At 65.7% G+C, this 17,525-nt stretch carries 20 protein-coding genes; 12 read left to right on the top strand and 8 right to left on the bottom strand.

Annotated elements, in window-relative coordinates:
- Window positions 1-56 precede the first annotated feature (56 nt).
- The 8 genes from mltG (at window position 57) to IM738_RS08375 (ending at window position 6,913) form a co-directional block, all read left to right on the top strand.
- Window positions 57-1,067, top strand: coding sequence for an endolytic transglycosylase MltG (gene mltG / locus IM738_RS08410; protein ID WP_272907824.1), 1,011 nt, complete (start codon window positions 57-59; stop codon window positions 1,065-1,067).
- Between the two features lie 6 nt (window positions 1,068-1,073).
- Window positions 1,074-1,766: a dTMP kinase gene (gene tmk / locus IM738_RS08405; RefSeq protein ID WP_236965418.1), complete on the top strand. Its 693-nt coding sequence runs from the start codon at window positions 1,074-1,076 to the stop codon at window positions 1,764-1,766.
- Window positions 1,763-2,800: a DNA polymerase III subunit delta' gene (locus IM738_RS08400; protein WP_236965417.1), complete on the top strand. Its 1,038-nt coding sequence runs from the start codon at window positions 1,763-1,765 to the stop codon at window positions 2,798-2,800. The genes tmk and IM738_RS08400 overlap by 4 nt, the downstream gene beginning before the upstream one ends.
- 43 nt (window positions 2,801-2,843) lie before the next feature.
- Window positions 2,844-3,215 (top strand): PilZ domain-containing protein, encoded by a 372-nt coding sequence (locus IM738_RS08395; RefSeq protein WP_236965416.1) that lies wholly within the window; start codon window positions 2,844-2,846, stop codon window positions 3,213-3,215.
- 58 nt (window positions 3,216-3,273) lie between these two features.
- Window positions 3,274-4,086 carry a TatD family hydrolase gene (locus IM738_RS08390; protein WP_236965415.1) on the top strand — a complete coding sequence of 271 codons (813 nt, stop codon included), beginning with the start codon at window positions 3,274-3,276 and terminating at the stop codon, window positions 4,084-4,086.
- A gap of 58 nt (window positions 4,087-4,144) precedes the next feature.
- Complete coding sequence (locus IM738_RS08385; RefSeq protein ID WP_236965414.1) at window positions 4,145-4,768, top strand: ankyrin repeat domain-containing protein; 624 nt, start codon at window positions 4,145-4,147, stop codon at window positions 4,766-4,768.
- A gap of 129 nt (window positions 4,769-4,897) precedes the next feature.
- A complete protein-coding gene (locus IM738_RS08380) occupies window positions 4,898-5,386 on the top strand; it encodes a tripartite tricarboxylate transporter TctB family protein (RefSeq protein ID WP_236965413.1) in 489 nt (162 codons plus the stop codon).
- Window positions 5,387-5,401: 15 nt separating this feature from the next.
- Window positions 5,402-6,913: a tripartite tricarboxylate transporter permease gene (locus IM738_RS08375; RefSeq protein WP_236965412.1), complete on the top strand. Its 1,512-nt coding sequence runs from the start codon at window positions 5,402-5,404 to the stop codon at window positions 6,911-6,913.
- 86 nt (window positions 6,914-6,999) lie between these two features.
- On the opposite strand, the gene IM738_RS08370 is transcribed toward IM738_RS08375, so the two are convergent.
- The 7 genes from IM738_RS08370 to IM738_RS08340 all read right to left on the bottom strand — a co-directional run bounded on the left by IM738_RS08370 (window position 7,000) and on the right by IM738_RS08340 (window position 13,384).
- Window positions 7,000-8,346 carry a four-carbon acid sugar kinase family protein gene (locus tag IM738_RS08370; RefSeq protein WP_236965411.1) on the bottom strand — a complete coding sequence of 449 codons (1,347 nt, stop codon included), beginning with the start codon at window positions 8,344-8,346 and terminating at the stop codon, window positions 7,000-7,002.
- On the bottom strand, window positions 8,343-9,620 hold the full coding sequence (locus IM738_RS08365) for a ribulose-bisphosphate carboxylase large subunit family protein (RefSeq protein WP_236965410.1): 1,278 nt from the start codon (window positions 9,618-9,620) through the stop codon (window positions 8,343-8,345). Before IM738_RS08365 ends, IM738_RS08370 begins: the two co-directional genes overlap by 4 nt.
- Window positions 9,621-9,689: 69 nt before the next feature.
- The gene (locus IM738_RS08360) at window positions 9,690-10,232 is read right to left on the bottom strand and encodes a VOC family protein (RefSeq protein WP_236965409.1); all 543 of its coding nucleotides are present in this window, start codon (window positions 10,230-10,232) and stop codon (window positions 9,690-9,692) included.
- 47 nt (window positions 10,233-10,279) lie between these two features.
- Window positions 10,280-11,074: a transporter substrate-binding domain-containing protein gene (locus IM738_RS08355; protein WP_236965408.1), complete on the bottom strand. Its 795-nt coding sequence runs from the start codon at window positions 11,072-11,074 to the stop codon at window positions 10,280-10,282.
- A 150-nt stretch (window positions 11,075-11,224) separates the two neighbouring features.
- Window positions 11,225-11,971: an amino acid ABC transporter ATP-binding protein gene (locus IM738_RS08350; RefSeq protein WP_442908497.1), complete on the bottom strand. Its 747-nt coding sequence runs from the start codon at window positions 11,969-11,971 to the stop codon at window positions 11,225-11,227.
- Window positions 11,968-12,651 (bottom strand): amino acid ABC transporter permease, encoded by a 684-nt coding sequence (locus IM738_RS08345; protein ID WP_236965407.1) that lies wholly within the window; start codon window positions 12,649-12,651, stop codon window positions 11,968-11,970. The genes IM738_RS08350 and IM738_RS08345 overlap by 4 nt, the downstream gene beginning before the upstream one ends.
- A 40-nt stretch (window positions 12,652-12,691) precedes the next feature.
- Window positions 12,692-13,384 (bottom strand): amino acid ABC transporter permease, encoded by a 693-nt coding sequence (locus tag IM738_RS08340; RefSeq protein ID WP_236965406.1) that lies wholly within the window; start codon window positions 13,382-13,384, stop codon window positions 12,692-12,694.
- A 231-nt stretch (window positions 13,385-13,615) separates the two neighbouring features.
- Here IM738_RS08340 and IM738_RS08335 point away from each other — a divergent pair, with 231 nt between their 5' ends.
- Window positions 13,616-14,665 (top strand): LacI family DNA-binding transcriptional regulator, encoded by a 1,050-nt coding sequence (locus tag IM738_RS08335; RefSeq protein WP_236965405.1) that lies wholly within the window; start codon window positions 13,616-13,618, stop codon window positions 14,663-14,665.
- Between the two features lie 39 nt (window positions 14,666-14,704).
- Here IM738_RS08335 and IM738_RS25905 read toward each other — a convergent pair whose 3' ends face one another.
- Window positions 14,705-14,830 (bottom strand): hypothetical protein, encoded by a 126-nt coding sequence (locus IM738_RS25905; RefSeq protein ID WP_272907823.1) that lies wholly within the window; start codon window positions 14,828-14,830, stop codon window positions 14,705-14,707.
- Between the two features lie 385 nt (window positions 14,831-15,215).
- Here IM738_RS25905 and IM738_RS08330 point away from each other — a divergent pair, with 385 nt between their 5' ends.
- From IM738_RS08330 to IM738_RS08320, 3 genes are read left to right on the top strand one after another with little or no spacing between them, the layout of a single operon-like run.
- Window positions 15,216-16,082 carry a transporter substrate-binding domain-containing protein gene (locus IM738_RS08330; protein ID WP_236965404.1) on the top strand — a complete coding sequence of 289 codons (867 nt, stop codon included), beginning with the start codon at window positions 15,216-15,218 and terminating at the stop codon, window positions 16,080-16,082.
- Between the two features lie 24 nt (window positions 16,083-16,106).
- Window positions 16,107-16,808, top strand: a complete 702-nt coding sequence (locus tag IM738_RS08325; RefSeq protein ID WP_236965403.1) for an ABC transporter permease — start codon at window positions 16,107-16,109, stop codon at window positions 16,806-16,808.
- Window positions 16,808-17,524, top strand: coding sequence for an ABC transporter permease (locus IM738_RS08320; RefSeq protein ID WP_236965402.1), 717 nt, complete (start codon window positions 16,808-16,810; stop codon window positions 17,522-17,524). Before IM738_RS08325 ends, IM738_RS08320 begins: the two co-directional genes overlap by 1 nt.
- Window position 17,525: the final 1 nt, after the last annotated feature.

The following is a 17,525-nucleotide window of genomic DNA, read 5'->3' as shown; positions in this document are numbered from 1 at the left end:
TATCATGCGCCGACCCTTTCTGCGCCTGACCGCGCCCAGTCCCCGACCTCCTTGCTGTGAAACGTTTTTTTACTTGGTTCCTGCTGGTGCCCATGTTGTTGGCCGGTCTGACCGCAGCTGGTGCGTGGTGGTGGTTAGGGCAGCCGCTGCCCTTGCCGGCCGGGGCGAGTGCGGCGTCGCCACTGGAGTTTCAGGTCGCCCCTGGGTCGTCGGCCCGAGGCGTGGCCGAAGCGGTCACTCAAGCGGGGGTGAACACGCCGCCCACTTTGCTGTACGCGTGGTTCCGGGTCTCGGGGCAGGCGCGGGGCATCAAGGCCGGCACCTATGAAATCAAGCCGGGCACCACGCCGCGAGGCTTGCTGAACCAGCTCGTGAAGGGGGAGCAGGCGCTGCGCAGCCTCACTCTGCTGGAAGGCTGGAACTTTCGCGAGCTGCTGGCCGCCGTGCGGCGCTCGCCCGACCTGACGCAAGACCTGGAGGGGCTGGACGCGGCTGGCGTGATGGCGCGCATCGGCTTCCCCGGTCGCCATCCCGAAGGCCGGTTTTTCCCCGACACCTACCGCATGGTTCGCCATGCCCCGGCCTCCAGCGTGTTGCGCCAGGCCGCCCTGGCCATGGAAGAGCGGCTGGGCCAGGCCTGGGCGCAACGCGACCCGGCCTCGCCACTGCGTGCTCCCGACGAGGCGCTGATCCTGGCGAGCATCATTGAAAAAGAAACCGGTACCGAAGCCGATCGCGCAATGGTGGGCGGCGTGTTCAGCAACCGGCTGCGCATCGGCATGCGGCTGCAGACCGACCCCACCGTGATCTACGGCCTGGGTGAACGCTTCGACGGCAACCTGCGCCGCGCCGACCTGCTGGCCGACACGCCCTACAACAGCTACACCCGCGCCGGCTTGCCGCCCACGCCGATTGCCATGCCGGGCTGGGCGTCGCTGAAGGCCGCCGTCCAGCCGGCCACCACGCCGGCGCTGTACTTCGTGGCACGCGGCGACGGCAGCAGCGTCTTCAGCGCCACCCTGGAAGAACACAATGCGGCAGTGCGCCAGTACCAGCTGCAGCGCTGACCAAACATGCCCCACCCGACTTCCCAGGCCCGAGGCCTCTTCATCAGCTTCGAAGGCATCGACGGTGCCGGCAAGTCCACCCACATTGCCGGGCTGGCCGACGCGTTCCGCGGACAAGGCCGTACCGTCACGCTGACGCGCGAGCCTGGAGGCACGCTGCTGGCCGAGAAGCTTCGCGCGCTGGTGCTGAACGATCCGATGGACCCGCTCACCGAGTCGCTGCTGGTGTTTGCCGCGCGGCGCGACCACCTGATGAATGTGATCGAGCCGGCGCTGGCGCGCGGCGAGGTGGTGTTGTGCGACCGGTTCACCGACGCGACCTTTGCCTACCAGGGCGGCGGACGAGGGTTTGATCTGGGCGTGCTCGGGACACTGGAGCGTTGGGTGCAATCGACGCCCGCCGCCCCGGCCAACACCCTGCGCCAGCCCGACCTGACCGTGTGGTTTGACCTGCCGCCCGAAACGGCCGCCGCCCGCCTGGCCGACGCGCGCGCGCCAGACCGTTTCGAGGCCCAGCCGCTGGACTTCTTCCGCAACGTGGCCGCCGGTTACGCAGTTCGGGCCGAGGCCGATCCCGGCCGGTTTGCCCGCATCCAGGCCGATCAGCCCCGGCACCAGGTCTGGCAACAGCTCACCAGCACCTTCGTGCGGCGCGGCTGGTTGTCCATCATGGTCGCGGCCAACAGCGGTCCCCGATGAGCGCCACGCCTGCCATCGCCGCGCCGTGGATTCAGCGGCAGCTGTCGCAATTGCTCAGCCAGCGCGGCCACGCCTGGCTGCTGCAAGGACCGTCTGGCCTGGGTCAATACGATCTCGGCCTGGGCGTGGCGCAGGCCTGGTTGTGCGAGCAACCCACGCCGGCGGGCGCCTGTGGCGCGTGCGGAAGCTGCCATCTGGTCGGCAGCCGCGCCCACCCCGATCTGGTGGTGCTGATGCCGGAGACGGTGCTGCTGGAGCGCGGCTGGCCGCTCTCGGAATCCGCCCAGAAAGAGATCGACGACAAGAAGCGCAAGCCCAGCAAGGAAATCCGCGTCGACGCCATGCGCGACATGGTGGCTTTCGCGCAGCGCACCAGCGCGCGCGGGCGTGGCACGGCGGTGCTGGTGTACCCGGCCGAGCGCATGAACCACGTGACCGCCAACGCCTTGCTCAAGACACTGGAAGAGCCGGCCGGCGACACCCGCTTCGTGCTCGCCAGCGAGGCCACGCACCAGTTGTTGCCCACCATCCGCAGCCGCTGCCAGACCCATGTGATGACCTGGCCTGCCGAAGCCGAAGCGCTTGAATGGCTACAGACGCAGGCTCGGGCAGAGGGCGCCAAAGACCCGGGCGCTGAACAGGCGAGGGTCTGGCTGCAGGCCTCGGGTGGGCGACCCGACGACGCGCTGGCCTGGGGGCGCAGCGGTCTGGCTGCGGCGCGCTGGAGCGAACTGCCGCGCGCGCTGGCCAAGGGAGACTGGTCGCTGCTGTCCGACTGGACCGCCTCGCAACAGCTGGAGCTGCTGCAAAAACTGTGTCACGACCTGATGTCGGTGGCCGCCGGTGCATCGCCCCGGTTTTTCCCTGCCGACAGCCTTCCACCCGCGCCGCGCTGGATGGCGTTGGCGCGCTGGTCGGGTGCGCTGATGCAGGCCGCCCGAACGGTGGAGCACCCTTACAACCCGGGTCTGATGCAGGAGGCCTGGGTCGCGGCGACGCGACAGGCGCTCGCGCGCACGTCCCAGCGAACCTGATGCCTGGCGCCACGGGCCGGGTTTGCCGCTAAACTTCGACGCCATGAGCACCAGCCCCGTCCCTACCCCAGCGTCGTCGCGGCCGAGCGTGATTCAGCTCTCCATCAAGGAGAAAGCGGCTCTGTATGCCGCCTACATCCCCCTGTTCACCGAGGGCGGCATCTTCATTCCCTCGTCGCGCGACTACCGCATTGGCGATGATGTGTACGTGCTGCTCAGCCTGCCCGACGATCCCCAGCGGTATCCGGTGGCCGGCAAGGTGGCCTGGGTGACGCCGGCCAAGGCGCAAGGCGGTCGCACCCAGGGCGTGGGCATCCGATTTCCGGCCGACGAGAAGTCGAGGCTCCTCAAACTCAAGATCGAAGAGATCCTGGGCACGAGCCTGGGTTCCGATCGCCCCACCCAGACCATCTGATCGTCTGTTTCCAAGGCCCGGCCACGTGGCCCGCATGCCTTGAACCTGTTTCCTCTGCATGTTCACCGACTCCCATTGCCACCTGAGCTTTCCCGAGCTCACCGCCCAGTTGCCGGCCATTCTTTCGGCCATGGATACGGCCCAGGTCGACCGCGCGCTCTGCATTTGCACCACGCTGGAAGAATTCGAGGCGGTGCATGCTCTGGCGCGCGACCACACCAACCTGTGGTCCACGGTCGGCGTGCACCCGGACAACGAAGGGGTTCAGGAGCCCAGCCTCCAAGACCTCCTGGAGCGTGCGGCGCGCCCGCGCGTGGTGGGCATTGGCGAAACCGGTCTGGACTACTACCGCCTCAACGGACGAAGCCTCGCCGACATGGAATGGCAGCGAGACCGCTACAGGGTCCACATTCAGGCCGGCCGTGGGACCGACCTGCCGCTCGTGATCCACACCCGCAGCGCATCTGACGACACCCTGGCCATCCTGAAAGAAGAGGGCGGTTTCGCCTCCAGCGCGGGTGGTGAAGCGCTGCCGCCATCCCGCGGCGTGTTCCACTGCTTCACGGAAACCGAAGCGGTGGCCCGCGCAGCACTGGACCTGGATTTCTTCATCTCCTTCTCGGGCATTCTGACGTTTCGCAACGCCAGCGAGCTGCGCGAGGTCGCCCGGTTCGTGCCGCTGGACCACTTGCTGATCGAGACCGACAGCCCGTATCTCGCGCCGGTGCCGCACCGCGGCAAGACCAACAACCCGTCGTACGTGCCGCACGTGGCGCAACAGATCGCCGAGATCAAGGGGTTGAGCGTGGACGAAGTGGGTGAAGCGACCAGCCGCAATTTTGAACAGCTGTTCAACCGGGTGGTGCGCTGAAATGCAGATGCATCACTTTAAAAAACTGAAAAAGAACATTGTTCTGTATGTTCTTTTTTTGACGTCTTTTGCCGCTTCTGCGGGCTCTTTCGACGACTTTTTCAAAGCCGCCCAGCTGGACAACGAGTCGGCCATGGTCGAGCTGGCCCTGCGAGGCTTTGATCTGAACACCCGCAACGAGCGAGGCGACCACGCGCTGCACGTGGCCCTGCGCGAAGACTCGCCCAAGGTGGTGAATTTCCTGCTCAGCCAGGGCACGGTGAAAGTGGAGTCGCGCAATGCCCAGGGGGAAAGCCCACTGATGATCGCTGCCATCATGGGCCAGCTGGAGTCCGCGAAACGGTTGATCCAGCACGGAGCCGAGGTCAACAAGACGGGCTGGACGCCCCTGCACTACGCCGCCTCGCGCACCGAATCCGACAGTGTGGAGATGGTGCGTCTCATGCTGCAGCACCATGCCTACATCGATGCCGAGTCGCCGAACAAGAGCACGCCGCTGATGCTGGCCGCCCACTACGGTCATGCCGACGTCGTGCGCCTTCTGCTTGAGGAGGGTGCCGATCCCACCCTGCGCAACGAACAAGGACTGACCGCAGTGGACTTCGCCCGCCGGGCGGGGCGGGATGACATGGCCGAACTGGTGGCGGCCGCACTGCGCGCACGGCGCCCCCAGCAGCGGTGAAGCCGGACAAGGGAAGAAACGCTGTCGCCACCGCACCATTCTGAGGGCCTGCTGTAGGTGTAACCCACATGCCTGCCAAGGCCAAAGCCCCCCAGAATCGCGCTTGTTATTTATCCGAGGAGACAAGCCATGGCCATCGCCAGTCAAAAAGACTTTTTTTCGGGACTCATGTTCGCCGCCGTCGGTGGCAGCTTCGCCTGGGGAGCCCAAAGCTACCAGGTGGGGGGCGCCGCCCGCATGGGACCCGGTTATTTCCCGCTCATGCTGGGCATCATCCTGGCGGTTCTGGGCGTGATCATCACGTTCAAGTCGTTCACACAGGGAGGGCCCGGGGGCGACAAGATCGGCGCCTTTGCCTGGCGCCCGCTGGGCTTCGTGCTCGGGGCCAATTTGGCCTTTGGCGCGCTGCTCGTCGGCCTGCCATCGATCGGCTTTCCCGCGATGGGCCTGATCGTGGCCATCTACGCGCTCGTGTTCATCGCCAGCATGGCGCAGCCGGGGATGAAGATCAAGGCCACGCTGGTTCTCGCCACCATCCTGGCGGCCGGCAGCTACGGTGCCTTTGTCAAATTGCTGAACCTGCAGTTCCCCGTGTGGCCTGCGTTCCTGACGAACTGATCTCAAGGACCGACCATGGAATTGATTGACAACCTCTCGCTGGGTTTCAGCGTCGCGTTCACCCTCCAGAACCTGATGTACGCCTTCGTCGGCTGCCTGCTGGGCACGCTGATCGGCGTTTTGCCAGGCATTGGCCCGGTGGCGACCATCGCCATGCTGCTGCCAGCCACCTACGGCCTGCCGCCGGTGGCCGCGCTCATCATGCTGGCCGGCATCTATTACGGTGCGCAATACGGTGGCTCGACCACCGCCATCCTGGTGAACCTGCCCGGTGAATCGTCCTCGGTGGTGACGGTGATCGACGGTTACCAGATGGCGCGCAAGGGCAGGGCAGGCCCCGCTCTCGCGGCGGCCGGTCTGGGCTCGTTCTTCGCCGGCTGCGTGGGCACGCTGATCGTGGCCGCCTTCGCGCCGCCGCTGACCGAGATGGCGCTGAACTTCGGCCCTGCCGAGTACTTCTCGCTCATGATTGTCGGCCTGATCGGTGCCGTGGTGCTGGCCTCCGGCTCGCTGATCAAGGCCCTGGCCATGATCCTGCTGGGCCTGCTGCTGGGTCTGGTGGGCACCGACGTGAACTCCGGCGTGGCACGGTTCAGCTTTGACATCCCCGAGCTCACCGACGGTATCAGCTTCATCGTGATCGCGATGGGCGTGTTCGGCTACGGCGAAATCATCAACAACCTGTCGCAGCCCGAAGAACACCGCGAGGTCTTCACCGGCAAGGTCGAAGGCATCATGCCGACCAAAGAAGATTTCAAGAACATGGTGCCGGCGGTTCTGCGTGGCACGGCGCTGGGTTCTGCGCTCGGCATCCTGCCCGGTGGCGGTGCGCTGCTGTCTGCTTTCGCCGCCTACACGATCGAGAAGAAGACCAAGCTGAAGCCCGGTGAAGTGCCGTTCGGCCAGGGCAACATCCGCGGTGTGGCGGCCCCTGAGTCGGCCAACAACGCCGGTTCGCAAACCTCGTTCATCCCGCTGCTGACCCTGGGCATTCCGCCCAACGCCGTGATGGCGCTGATGGTCGGTGCCATGACCATCCACAACATCCAGCCGGGTCCGCAGGTCATGACCAGCAACCCCGAGCTGTTCTGGGGCCTGATCGCCTCGATGTGGATCGGCAACCTGATGCTGGTGATCCTGAACCTGCCGCTGATCGGCATCTGGATCAAGCTGCTGACCGTGCCGTACCGCTGGCTGTTCCCTGCCATCCTGCTGTTCTGTGCGATCGGTGTGTACTCGACCAACAACAACAGCTTCGACATCTGGATGGTGGCCATCTTCGGTTTCATCGGTTACCTGTTCATCAAGCTGGGCTGCGAACCCGCACCACTGTTGCTGGGCCTGATCCTGGGTCCGATGATGGAAGAGTACCTGCGCCGTGCGCTGCTGATTTCGCGTGGCGACTGGTCGGTGTTCGTGACCCGTCCGCTGTCGGCCTCGCTGCTGGCGATTGCCGCGATCCTGCTGACGGTCGTGCTGCTGCCGTCGATCAAGAAGAAGCGCGAAGAAGCCTTCGTCGAAGACTGACCGGGTTCAGCCCCAGAGCAAGCCGGCGAGCGCCAAGCCCGCCGGCTTTTTTTTCAGGCCCTGCAAACCAAGCGGGCCTGAGCGTTTTAGGAAGTCTGAGCAGGCCCGACGCCACCCAGCAGGCGCTCAAACAGATCCACGCCCCCCATCTGCCCGCCCTTCAGCATCAACTCCAGGCCCTCGCGGGCCGGGTCGGCGCTGTGGGCGCGGCTCAGGGTGACGCCAGGGCAAATGGTGGCCAGGTAGGACAGGCCCCATAGCCGCAGCGCCTGCACGGCGTGACTGGAGGTGTCGCCGCCCGCGATGCCCACACGCCGAAGCGGTGCGCCATGCTCCGTCTGGGCTTGCACCACGCGGGCGATCAGCTCGGCGCTGACCTGGGCGACACGGGCCGCCGATGCGGTGTCGGGCACCTGACCGCTGGTGGGGGCGGTGTAGGCCAGGACGTGCTGTCCGGATTGCAGTCCCGCACAGATGCGGTCCTGAGTGGTCTGGGCGTACGCCGCATCGTCGCTGAGGCGCTGAGCGTCCACGGCGATGCGCTGATAGGCCGTGGCGGCCTGCACCTGGGCGGCGGTCAGGGGCGACAGGCTGCCGGCCCATGCAAAGACAGGGCCCTCTGCGGCGGCCATTGCGCGAGATGGTGAGCGCGACGCGGGTGCGGCAGAACCGGCCCAGTGCGCCACCAGCGCCTGCGCCACGGCGCTGGAACCGACGGCCAGCAGCCGGGCCTGTTGGGACTGTTGCCACAGCAGCCGGCCCACCGCAGCGAGCTGGCGGATCTCACTCAGATCCAGCAGCATGGGCTGCAGGGCGGCGTCGGTAGCGAGCAGTTCTTGCAGCGTCGCGTCGAGCGCGTCGGTGGTTTGCTCGTAGGCCGGGCCATGCAGCGAGCTGATGTTGCCCAGCCCCTGCGCCGCCAGATGCACACGCAGGTCGGCCTCACCCATCGGGGTGACCGGGTGCTGGCGCATGGTGGGGTGGCGGTCGATGCGGTGCACGGTGCCGCCGGTGCCGGCCGCTGCGAAGAGGTTGCTGAAGGCGCAGTAGCGGCCCAGGCTGGGCTGCCCGCCCACGATGGGCACCCAGCGGTGATCGACAAACGGATGCAGGGTCTGGATCGCGCAGGCGATGTTGCCAACGTGCGGGGCGCTGTCGAAGGTGGAGCACACCTTGTAGTGCAGCACGGGCGGCGCCTGCGTCCGAAAGAAGCCGCCCACCGCCGTGAGCTCGGCGCGCATGGCCTCGGGCGCCATGGCGCGTGCGGCCCCCGCAATGCCCACGGCGTCCAGGGGTCCGGCCGCAGTCAGGGCCGCGCGGCCGGGCACCCCCATGAACAGCATGGACCGCAGGCCGGCCTGTGCCAGCACGGCCAGCGTGTCGGTGGCGCCGGTGAAGTCGTCGCCGTACCAGCCGAACAAGGGCGCTGTCATTTCCGGCCGAAGAATTCAATGGCGCGGCGCAGTTCGGAGGCGTGCACGGCCCGCTGCGCGAGCGTTTCACCCTTCTGCACCGCGTCCCAGGCCTGCTGCAGGCTGGCGACCCCGGCGGCGGGACCGTCCGGGTGGGCCAGGATGCCGCCGCCCGACATGAAGAGCAGGTCGCTGGAGCGGACGCTGTCCCAGGTGGCGGGCACGGTGCCGGCCCACTGGCCATTGGAAAAAGCGGGCAACACGCGGTCGTCCAGGCCTTCACACAGCGGGCTCAGCGTGTCGTGCGCGTCGGCGATCACCTCGTCGTCGGTCTGCGAGAACTTGCCCTGCAGGCCGTGCACGTGCATGTGGTCCACCCCCGCCAGCCGCCACAGCGTCTGCCAGGCATTGAACGAAAAGCCCAGCAGCGGGTGGCGCGACAGCGCGCCGTAGCCGTTGCGGTGGCCGTGGAGCGCCAGCGGGGTGTGGCGGCGCAGGGTCTGCACGGCGGAGTACCCGCACCAGTTCAAACTGACCATCACGCAGCTGCCACCTTCGGCGGCGATCAGGTCGGCGTGCCGGCGCATGGCGTCGGTCTCGTCGGTGATGTTGAAAGCGACCATCACCAGCTTGCCTGTCTTGTCCTGGTGGGCGCGCACGCGGCGCATCACGGCCTTGACGCGCTCTGCCAGCGGCGCGTGGGCCGGGTTGGCGCAGACCTCGTCGTCCTTGATGAAGTCCACCCCGGCCGCGCAGAGGCGGCCCGCGAGCGCACCGGTTTCTTCGGCCGACAGGCCCACGTTGGGTTTGATGATGGTGCCGATCAAGGGGCGGCCCTGCACACCGGTCAGCGCGCGGGTGCCGGCGATGCCGTGGCGGGGCAGGTCGAACTGCGCGCGGTAGGCGCGCGGCAGCTTCATCGCCTCCAGCCGCAGGCCCGTGACTTCGCCCAGGTCGTACAGGTTGCCCGACACGGTGGCGGCCAGCGTGGGCAGGTTGGGCCCGATGTTGTCGCAGGGGAAGCTCACCCTCAGGCGGGCACGCTGCCAGGTCTGGGGACTGTCGAACATGCCGCGCCGCTGCATCCAGCCGTTGGGCAGCGACGGCGCGGGGGCCACGTCCAGCAGCTCGACCGACTCGACGGTGGCACGGGCGCGCTCGCGCAAGGCATCGGTCTCGCCCTCGACGCGGGTGAAGGTGCCACACGATTGTTCACCCGCCAGCACTTCGGCCACGTGGGCCGGGTCCAGCGGGGTCTCGATCAGGTAGGTGGCTTCAAAGCGGTCTGGGGACATGGTTGCTGTGGGGTTGACCACCTTCCTGCGCACTCGGGACGGGCGCAGGAAGGCGAGGCTTCTTGAAGATCAGATCTTCGAGAGGTCGGGGAAGGGGCGCACCGGGTCGGTCTGGCCGTCCCAGGTTTCGGATTCCGCGCGGATCAGGTCGAACATGCGGCCCTTGGGGCCGGCCACTTCCGACAGCTCGATCACGGTGCCGGGGTGGAACTCGGTGTCGAAGTAAACGAAACGGCCGCGCTCGCCGACCTCGCCACTCATCACCGTCTTGAACCCCTCGGCCGTCAGCCGCGCGAGGTCGGCGTCGTAGTCGCTGGTCCAGTAGGCCACGTGCTGCAGCCCGGTGCGCCCGGCCTGCAGGAAGTCGCGGTACATGGACGGCACGTCGTTGCGGGTCTGGATCAACTCGACCTGCACATAGCCCGAGTTGGCCAGCGCCACCGAGTTGTGCGGCTCGTGGGCCTCGCCGCGGTACTGGTAGTTCTGAATCGGCACGCGCGGGTTGTAGAACCAGGGGCCCACGCCCAGCGTGCGGCTCCAGTACGCCATGGCAGCTTCGATGTCGTGGACCACGTAGCCCAGTTGGCGGATGGCGCCGAAATGACGGCTCATGAGGAATTCCTTTGGTGATGGGGCAGGGCGGCGAGACGCTGGTGTCTTTACTTGGCGCCGTCAACAATGTCTTTGGGGATCGGCACGCCCGCGTACTTCACGTGGATGGCGTTGAGCTTGCCGTTGGCCAGGTTGGTCTTGATCCAGCCGTTCACGGCCTTCATGAGCTCGGGTTGGTCCTTGCGCATGGCCACACCCAGCTGGTAGGACTGCAGGATGAACTTGGTTTCGAACTCGCGCGCGGGGTTCTTCTTGGCAATGGCCGCGATGATGGGCGGCGTGATGGCCACGATGTCGGTCTGGCCCGTGGCGGCCGCGGTGATGGAGGCGGCTTCGTCGTCGAAACGCACCACCTTGGCCTGCGGCGCGCGTTCGCTCACGATCTTGTCCTGCGGACCACCCCGGGTGACGGCCACGGTCTTGCCCGCCAGGTCTTCAATGCCCGTGATCTTCATGCCCTTGGGGGCGCCCACCGCCGCCTGGATGGCGCCGTAGGGAATGGAAAAGTCCACCGCCTTCTGCCGCTCGGGCGTGATCGACAGCGAGGAAATGATCAGGTCCACCTTGTTGGACAGCAGGTTGGGGATGCGTGCGGAGTTGGTGGTGTTGACGATCTCCACCTGCAGGCCCAGGTCCTTGGCCAGCAGTTCGGCCGCCTCCACATCCGAGCCCACGGGCTTCATCTTGTCGTCGACAAAACCGTAGAAGGGCGCGCCGAAGTCGATGCCGACGCGCAGCTTGCCCGCGGCTTTGATGTCGGCCAGTTCGGCCATGGCGGGCACGCACAGGATGGCGGCGCTGACGGCCAGCAGGGTGCGGCGGAGGATGCGTGAATTGGTCATGGTGTTGTCTCCTGGGGGTGGTGATGGAACGGGAAGCTGAAATTCAATGTGTCGTTCGCGGGCACCCCTTGAGGGGGATGCGAGTGACTTGCGTTCTCGCACTGCTGGTGCGATTCCGGGGAAGTGCACGAGAAACGGGGTGGACTCATTTCACAGTCCGTGGGACAGAAAATCGCGCAGCTCGGCGGTCTGCGGGTGTTTGAGCATGTCGCCCGAGCCGGTCTCCCAGACCTTGCCCTCGTGCATGTAGATGATGGTGTCGGCCACCCGGGCGGCGAACTCCATCTCGTGGGTGACCAGCACCATGGTCATGCCGCCTTCGGCCAGCGCCTCGATCACGCGCAGCACCTCGCCGGTGAGCTGCGGGTCGAGGGCCGAGGTGACCTCGTCGAACAGCATCACCTGGGGTTCCATGGCCAGCGAGCGGGCGATCGCCACACGCTGCTGCTGGCCGCCCGACAGCTGCTCGGGGTAGGCCTGCGCCTTGTCGGCCAGGCCCACCTGCTTGAGCGTTCGGGCGGCGATCTCGAGCGCCTGGGCTGCGGACAGGTTCTTCACCGCCTTGGGGGCAAGGGTGATGTTCTGCTCCACCGTCAGGTGCGGGAACAGGTTGTAGCTCTGGAACACGATGCCCACGTCCTGGCGCAGCTGGCGCAGGTTGACGTCGGGCGAATGCACCGCGTGGCCGCAGACCTGGATGGTGCCGCTGTCGATGACCTCCAGCCGGTCGATGCAGCGCAGCGCGGTGCTTTTGCCCGAGCCGCTTTTGCCGATGATGGCCACGACCTGGCCCTTCGGGATGGCGAAGGACACGCCTTGGAGCACCTGGTTGCTGCCGAAGCGTTTGTGCACGTCTTTGAGATCGACGACGGGATTCAGGGTGTCTTCGGGCTTCATAGGGCGGTCGCGGAAGGGGTTGCTGCACGGAGGCCGAACTGCTGGCGCTGTTCCAGCTTGCGGCTCCAGACCGACAGCGGGTAACACATGGCGAAGTACATGACGGCGATCAGCAGGTAGACCAGAAAGGGCTGGAAGATGGAGTTGTTGATGAGCTGGCCGGCCCGCACCAGTTCGATGAACCCCACGATGGACGCCAGCGAGGTGTTCTTCACGATCTGCACCATGAAGCCCACCGTGGGCGGCGTGGCGATGCGCACCGCCTGCGGCAGCACCACCAGCCGCATGCGCTGGGCGCGTGAGAGGGCCAGGCACTCGGCTGCCTCCCACTGGGTGCGTGGCACCGACTCGATGCAGCCGCGCCAGATTTCACCCAGGTAGGCGCTGACGTACACCACCATGGCGATGCTGGCGGCGACGATGCCGGGCAGCTCCAGGCCGGCGATCGAGAGACCGAAGTAACACAGGAACAGCACCACCAGCAGCGGCGTGCCCTGGATCAGCTGGATCCAGGCGATGGTGGCCCAGCGCACAGCGCGGTTGGGGCTGACGCGGCACAGGGCGATCACACCACCGGCCAGGCCACCGCCAACAAAAGAGATCAGCGACAGGCCGATCGTCCACAGCGCACCCAGCAGCAGGTACTGCAGGTGGTAGGCATTGAATCCACCCTCGATCACAGCATCACCTCCGCGTGGTGGAGGCGGAACAGGCGCGGGCTCATCGCAGGCCTCCCGATGCGCCGAGCTTGCGCTTGCGTGTGAACACGATCTGCCCGAACAGCCACAGCCCCAAACGCATCAGCAGCGACAGGATCAGGTAGGCCACGGCGACCAGGATGTAGGCCTCGAACGGGCGAAAGGTGTCGGACTGCACACGGGCGGCGGCAGCGGTGAGCTCTTCCACCGAAATCTGAGAAGTGATGGACGAGGCCAGCATCAGCAGCACAAACTGGCTGGTCAACGCGGGGTAGACCTTCTCCATCGCGGGACGCAGCACCACGTGCCAGTACACCTGCCGGCGCGTGAGGCCCAGGCACTCGGCCGCCTCGATCTGGCCCTTGTGGATGGAGTCCATGCCGGCCCGCATGATTTCGCAGGAATACGCCGCCACGTTGATCACCAGCGACAGCAGCGCGGCTGAGAAAGCCGACACCTTCCAGCCCAGGCTGGCGAGACCGAAGAACACCAGAAACACCTGCACCAGCAGCGGTGTGTTGCGCAGCACCTCCACGTAGGCGCCGCAGGCTTTGGCCAGCCAGCGTTGGTCGCTGCGGCGACCGATGGCCAGCAGCGTGCCGCCGACAAACCCGATGACCGTGGCGGGGAAGGACAGCATGATGGTCATCCAAGCCCCTTCGAGGAACTGGGGCCAGCTGGCCAGCACGCTGGCGAAGTCGAACTCGTAGCTCATGGGGACGATGCAGGGGTTTCAGCGCGCGCCAAGCCTGAAACGGGCGGAGAGGGCAGAAAAGGCGGAGTGATGGGGCATGTCTTGTCTCCTGTGTGGTCGGTCATGGCCGCCACAACCTAGGGTTAATACTGATGTGATCTGATGCCTTCCGGCATCGAACGCAGAGTGATAGTATGCGGACAAGACATCAGATACCAGCAGATATTCTGATGTATTTTGATTGAATTTCCCATGTCCTCACACCCCACCACCCCCCGCATTCCCGACATCGCGCAGTTGGCCGGTGTCTCCACGGCCACGGTGGACCGCGTGCTGAACCACCGTCCCGGCGTGCGCCGGGCCACCGTTTCGCGGGTCCTGCAGGCCGCCAGCAGACTGGGTTATCTGCCGCAGGCCGAACTGCACACCGCGCTGCAACCCCAGCCCCTGCGCCTGATGGTGCTGATTCCGGAGGGCAGCAACCGCTTCCTGCAGATGCTGGGTGACGTCATCGGGTACGCACAGGACCACTGGGCACCGTTCAACGTTCGCTGCCAGGCGGCCTACATCGAGAGCTTCAACCCCGAAGCCCTGGCACAGGCGCTGCTGCACCACGGCAAGCGCTGCGACGGCATCGCCTTCATGGCGCTGGAGCACCCCGTGGTGCGAGAGGCGGTGGCCCAGCTGGCAGAGCAGGGCGTGCCCACCGTCACCCTGATCTCCGACCTGTCCAGCTCGCGCCGGGTGGCCTATGTGGGGCTGGACAACCGGGCTGCGGGCCGCACCGCCGCCTACCTGATCGCCCGTTTCATGGGACCACTGGCCCAGAGCGGCCAGGCCCGGGTCGCGATGATCGCTGGCTCGCTGCGCTACCGTGCCCACGAGGAGCGCGAAGCGGGCTTTCTGCACCTGTTCGAAGAGCAGTTCCCCCTGGTTCAGGTGGTGGGCGTGCGCGAGGGTCAGGACGACGCCGAGAAGAACTACCGTCAGGCCCGCGCGCTGCTCGAGCAACACGCCGATCTCGCGGGCATCTACAACATCGGCGGCGGATCCGAGGGCATCGGCCGGGCGCTGAAAGAAGCCGGAAGCGAGCGCAGGATGGTCTTCATCGGCCACGGACTCACGCCCGACACGCGTGCCATGCTGATCGACGGCACCATGGACGCCGTCATCACCCAGAACCCGCAGAGCGCCGTGATGAACTGCGTGCGCATTTTTGCCAACCTGCGGGATGGTCGGGAAGCCACCAGGGGGGTGGAGACGACTCGAAGCCAGGTGATCTTCCGCGAAAACCTGCCGTAGCTTGGCCGGCTTTGTTCGGGTTCGCGAAGCCCTGGGCTTTTAAGTGGGCAGATGACCCGCCGCCCAGATCAGCAGCTGCATGAACAGCCAGACAGGCGACAGTGCAACGGCCCAGAAGACCAGGAGCTCGACACCAGCGGCGATGCCGTTGGAGATGTTGATCATGGCGGTACCTTCCTGGTTGAAACGGAGCATTCAATGGCTCGGAAGCTGTGTCGACATGCCAAGTTCGTCACGGCGCTCCTTGCATAGCTGTTCGGCATGAACAGTCCGTGGCTTGAGTTGCTTCGGGTTTAGCGCGGTAACAAATGTGTCAATTTGAATCCGAGCAAGGTGCCGCTTTTGCCGTGATATTCCACGATGTATATTATGTTAATAAAAGAACATCAAAAGGACGGCCCGAATGTTGCATATGCATCCCGGCCACTGCCCCGCATCCGGGGAAACACCAGCATGGTGCATCCGGAAATTGGACTGCCCAGACCTACAATGTTGACCACCGGCAGGAGTCCAATCCGGCCACCTTCATTCAACCTGTTCAAGGACACACATGAAACACCTGTTCCTCTCGCTCAGCCTCATTGGCGCAGCTTCCCTCGTCGGCTGCGGCAAGACCGAGACGCCTGCACCCGCGCCAGCCGCTCCTGCGCCGACCGCCGAAGCGCCCGCCGCTGCGCCGGCTCCCGCGAGCCCGTGGCCTGAGCTGCGGGTGGCCATCGACCCGACCTACAAGCCCTTCACCTACAAGACCGACGCGGGCGAGCCTGCCGGCTTCGACGTGGACGTGGCCAAGGCCCTGTGCGACGAACTCAAGAGCAAGTGCGTGTTCGTCGAACAGGCCTGGGACGGCATGATCCCCGGTCTTCAGGCCAAGAAATACGATGTGATCATCTCGTCGATGTCCATCACCGAAGAGCGCAAGCAGGCCGTGGACTTCACGGGCAAGTACTACAACACGCCGTCCTGCGTGGTCGTGAAGACGGCGCTCAATCTGGGTGCCGAAGCGGCCAACTTCAAAGGCAAGAAGATCGGTGTCCTGAAAGCCTCCACCCAGGAAAAGTACGCCATGGGTGAACTGAAGACCGCCGGTGCGACCATCGTGCCTTACGACGCGCAAGATCAGGTCTACCTCGACATCAAGTCGGGTCGCCTGGACGGCACCGTGGCCGACGTGGTCGAGGTCAACGGCGGTTTCCTGTCCACGCCCGATGGCAAGGACTACAGCTGCGCCGGTACCCGCATTCCGGTGGAATTCGACGCCAAGTACTTCGGCGCCGGCGCCGGTGTGGCCCTGCGCAAGGAAGACACGGCCCTGCGCGACGCGCTGAACGCCGGCATCAAGGCCATTCGCGACAACGGCAAGTGGAAAGAGCTGTCCGAGAAGCACGTCCCCGGCGTGGACATCTGGGGTTCCTGATCCACTGAGCCGGCGCGCGCACCGATGACGACCTACCTGCTGAACATCCTTCAAGGCCTGTTCGTCACCCTCGGTGTCGCGCTCGGCGCGCTGGTGTTCGCCGCCGTTCTTGGCCTGGCCGGGGCGGCGGCCAAACTCTCTCCCTACCGCTGGCTCAACTGGGTCGGCGACATCTATTCCACCGTGATCCGGGGCGTCCCGGACCTGGTGTGGATGCTGCTGCTTTACTTCGGCGGGCAGATCCTGGTCAATGACATCGCGGAGCTGTTGGGTTACCGCAGCGGGCCGCAGATCAACCCCTTCGTGGCCGGCGTACTGACCATCGGTTTCGTGTACGGCGCGTACATGACCGAGACCTTTCGCGGCGCCATCATGAGCGTGCCCAAGGGCCAGTCGGAGGCCGGCTGGGCGTTTGGCATGAGCCGCCTCTACACATTCCGTCGCATGGTGCTCCCGCAAATGGTGCGCTTTGCCCTCCCCAGCTTCACCAACAACTGGCTGGTGCTGCTGAAAGCCACAGCGCTGGTGTCTGTGATCGGGCTGGCCGACATCACCAACCTCGCCAAGCAGGCCGGTGCGGCCGCGCGCGGCGAAATTCCGGGCGCGGCCATCCTGTTCATGGCGTTTGCCGGTGTGCTCTATCTCCTGATTTCCTCCATCAGCTTGCTCCTCCTGCGCAAGGCCGAGGCCCGTTACTCGGTGGGCGTGAAACGGGGCGACTTCTGATGGACAAATTCGCCATCATTTTTCAGCCAGAGAACCTGGCCCTGTACTGGACCGGTTTTGTCGCCACCATGGAGTTGCTGGCGGTCAGCCTGATCGCCGGGGGGCTGCTGACCCTGCCACTCACGCTGATGCGCGTGTCGCGCAACCGCTGGGTCCACGGACCGGTCTGGCTGTTCACCTATGTCGTGCGCGGCACGCCGCTGCTGATCCAGGTCTATTTCATCTACTACGGCATCGCCCAACTCGAATGGGTGCAAGGCTTGTGGGACACCCACTGGCCGTTCACCTGGTTCAAAGACCCCTTCTTCTGCGCGGTGCTGGCCTTCACGCTCAACACCTGCGCCTACACCATCGAGATGCTGGCCGGCGCGATCAAGGAGACCCCCGCCGGCGAGATCGAAGCCGCCCAGGCGGCGGGGTACAGCAAATGGAACATGATGTTCCGGCTGGTCCTGCCCAGTGCCCTGCGGCGCACCCTGCCCGGGTACTCCAACGAGGTGGTGATGATGCTGCACGCCACTTCGCTGGCCAGCGTGGTGCCGTCCCTGTACGACCTGACCAACGCGGCCTATGCGATCTACAAGACCTACTACCTCGCGTTCCAGCCCTTCATCGTGGTCGCGGTGCTGTACTTCATTCTCACTTTCGCGCTGGTGTACGTGTTCCGCCTGCTGGAGCGCCGATTCCTCGCCTACCTGCGTCCCCGCACGCACTGAC

The sequence above is a fragment of the Hydrogenophaga sp. SL48 genome, from assembly GCF_021729865.1.
Lineage (GTDB): Bacteria > Pseudomonadota > Gammaproteobacteria > Burkholderiales > Burkholderiaceae_C > Hydrogenophaga.
The sequence above is the reverse complement of the archived record's forward strand: the minus strand, read 5'-3'. Positions and strand labels throughout refer to the sequence as shown.